3 protein-coding genes are annotated in these 2082 nt (G+C 61.0%); all 3 read left to right on the forward strand.

The genetic code is table 11. From position 1 onward, the window contains the following. Nucleotides 1–89 precede the first annotated feature (89 nt). Nucleotides 90–740, forward strand: a complete 651-nt coding sequence (gene ompA, locus VL598_RS04830; RefSeq protein ID WP_325325559.1) for an outer membrane protein OmpA — start codon at nucleotides 90–92, stop codon at nucleotides 738–740. Nucleotides 741–969: 229 nt separating this feature from the next. Continuing rightward, the gene (gene ubiG, locus VL598_RS04835; protein ID WP_325325560.1) at nucleotides 970–1668 is read left to right on the forward strand and encodes a bifunctional 2-polyprenyl-6-hydroxyphenol methylase/3-demethylubiquinol 3-O-methyltransferase UbiG; all 699 of its coding nucleotides are present in this window, start codon (nucleotides 970–972) and stop codon (nucleotides 1666–1668) included. Between the two features lie 22 nt (nucleotides 1669–1690). Further along, nucleotides 1691–2082: HAD hydrolase-like protein (locus VL598_RS04840; protein ID WP_325325561.1), on the forward strand; the 392-nt coding region annotated here is incomplete at its 3' end.

The raw sequence follows: 2082 nt of genomic DNA on the forward strand, positions 1-2082 counted from the left end.
CAATGTTATACTTCGAGCAATGTATGACTTGTCTAGGGTCAACAGGCTCGCAGTAAACCTGCGGTAATCTCAATTTCGAGAGGAGAAATATGAATAAACTTTCAAAGCTCGCGTTCATTGCGGCTACCGCAGTGATGGCCGTGTCGGCCTCGGCGCAGTCAGTGCCGGCCTCGCGGCAGGCAGTTAACGACAACTGGGTGAATGGTACCGGCGAATACGTGTGGATGAACGGCACGAATGAACTGTGCTGGCGCGACGCGTTCTGGACGCCGGCAACGGCAAACGCAAAGTGCGACGGCGCACTGGTCGCTCAGGCTCCGACCCCGCCGGCACCGGCAGCTCCGGCAGCTCCGGTCATCACGAGCCAGAAGATCACGTATCAAGCCGATACGCTGTTCGACTTCGACAAGGCTGTCCTGAAGCCGGCTGGCAAGGCCAAGCTGGATGATCTCGCATCGAAGATCCAGGGCCTGAACCTCGAAGTGGTGGTCGCCACGGGTTACACGGACCGTATCGGTTCGGACAAGTACAACGACCGTCTGTCGCTGCGTCGTGCTCAAGCTGTGAAGGCCTATCTGGTCAGCAAGGGCATCGAAGCCAACCGTATCTACACGGAAGGCAAGGGCAAGCGCAACCCGGTTACGACCGGTTGCAACCAGAAGAACCGCAAAGCACTCATCGCCTGCCTCGCACCGGATCGTCGCGTGGAAGTCGAAGTTGTCGGTACTTCGAAGCAGTAAGCAACAAAATACCGCAGTATCGAAGCCCCGCTACGGCGGGGCTTTTTTTATCGATTTTTAATCTTTTGTCGTCGTTTTGTTGTGCGGCGCGTGGTGCACACCGGGTGGCGCACACCCGCCCGTACATCACCGGCAGGCTTTTGCCGCTCTCTGCCACGGCCTATATACTCTGGGCTTGCTCTCCAGGCTTGTTCCCCCACCCGCTCATCCGCCATCAGGCCGACTGCTCATGACCAACGCCGATCCCCACGAACTACGCAAATTCAGCGAGCTTGCGCATCGCTGGTGGGACCCGAATGCCGAATTCAAACCGCTCCATGAACTGAATCCGGTACGGCTTGGCTGGATCGAGTCACAGGCACAGCTGGCCGGCAAGCGCGTGCTCGACATCGGCTGTGGCGGTGGAATCCTGTCGGAGTCGATGGCGCGGCTCGGTGCGTCGGTGAAAGGTATCGATCTGTCGCACGAAGCGCTCGGCGTAGCCGATCTGCACAGCCTCGAAAGCGGCATCTCCGTCGAATACGAAGAGATCGCGGCGGAAGCGCTGGCTGCGCGCGACCCAGGCAGCTTCGACGTCGTCACCTGCATGGAAATGCTCGAGCACGTGCCCGATCCGTCACAAGTGGTGCAGGCTTGCCTGACGCTCGTGAAGCCGGGTGGCTGGGTGTTCTTCTCGACGCTGAACCGCAACGTGAAGTCGTATCTGCTGGCGGTGATCGGCGCCGAATATATTGCGCGCATGCTGCCCAAAGGCACGCACGACTACGCGCGTTTCATCCGCCCGTCCGAACTGGCCAGCTTCGTGCGCGCCGCCGGGCTGCTGGTGACGGACATCAAGGGCATCGTCTATCACCCGCTGACCAAACACTTCACGCTGTCGTCCGATACGGACGTCAACTACATGATGGCGTGCCGCCGCCCCGTCTGACCCACCTCGTCACCGATTCCCTATGAGCGATCCCACGCCCCTGCCGCAACGCGAAGACGACGACACGCCGGTCGGCCTTTGCCAAGGCATTCTGTTCGACTTCGACGGCACACTCGCCGACACCGCACCCGACCTCGCCGCGGCCGTCAACAAGATGCGCCACGATCGGGGGCTCGAGATGGTGCCGCTCGAGCGACTGCGTCCGCTGGCATCGGCCGGCGCGCGCGGGCTGCTGCACGGCGCCTTCAACGTTGGGCCGGAAGATCACCAGTTCGCCTCGATGCGCGAGGAGTTTCTCGCCAATTACGAAGCGGATCTGTGCATTGAAACCACGCTGTTCCCGGGCATCGCCGAATTGCTCGACGATCTCGACGCGCGCGGCGTGCGCTGGGGCATCGTGACCAACAAGGTCGC

Origin of the sequence: Trinickia sp. (assembly GCF_035492435.1) — a bacterium.
Taxonomy (GTDB): Bacteria; Pseudomonadota; Gammaproteobacteria; order Burkholderiales; family Burkholderiaceae; genus Trinickia.

Bases quoted from the DNA above. Each gene is read 5' to 3' on its own strand.
- ompA (WP_325325559.1), top strand. From the start codon at position 90: ATGAATAAACTTTCAAAGCTCGCGTTCATTGCGGCTACCGCAGTGATG.
- ubiG (WP_325325560.1), top strand. From the start codon at position 970: ATGACCAACGCCGATCCCCACGAACTACGCAAATTCAGCGAGCTTGCG.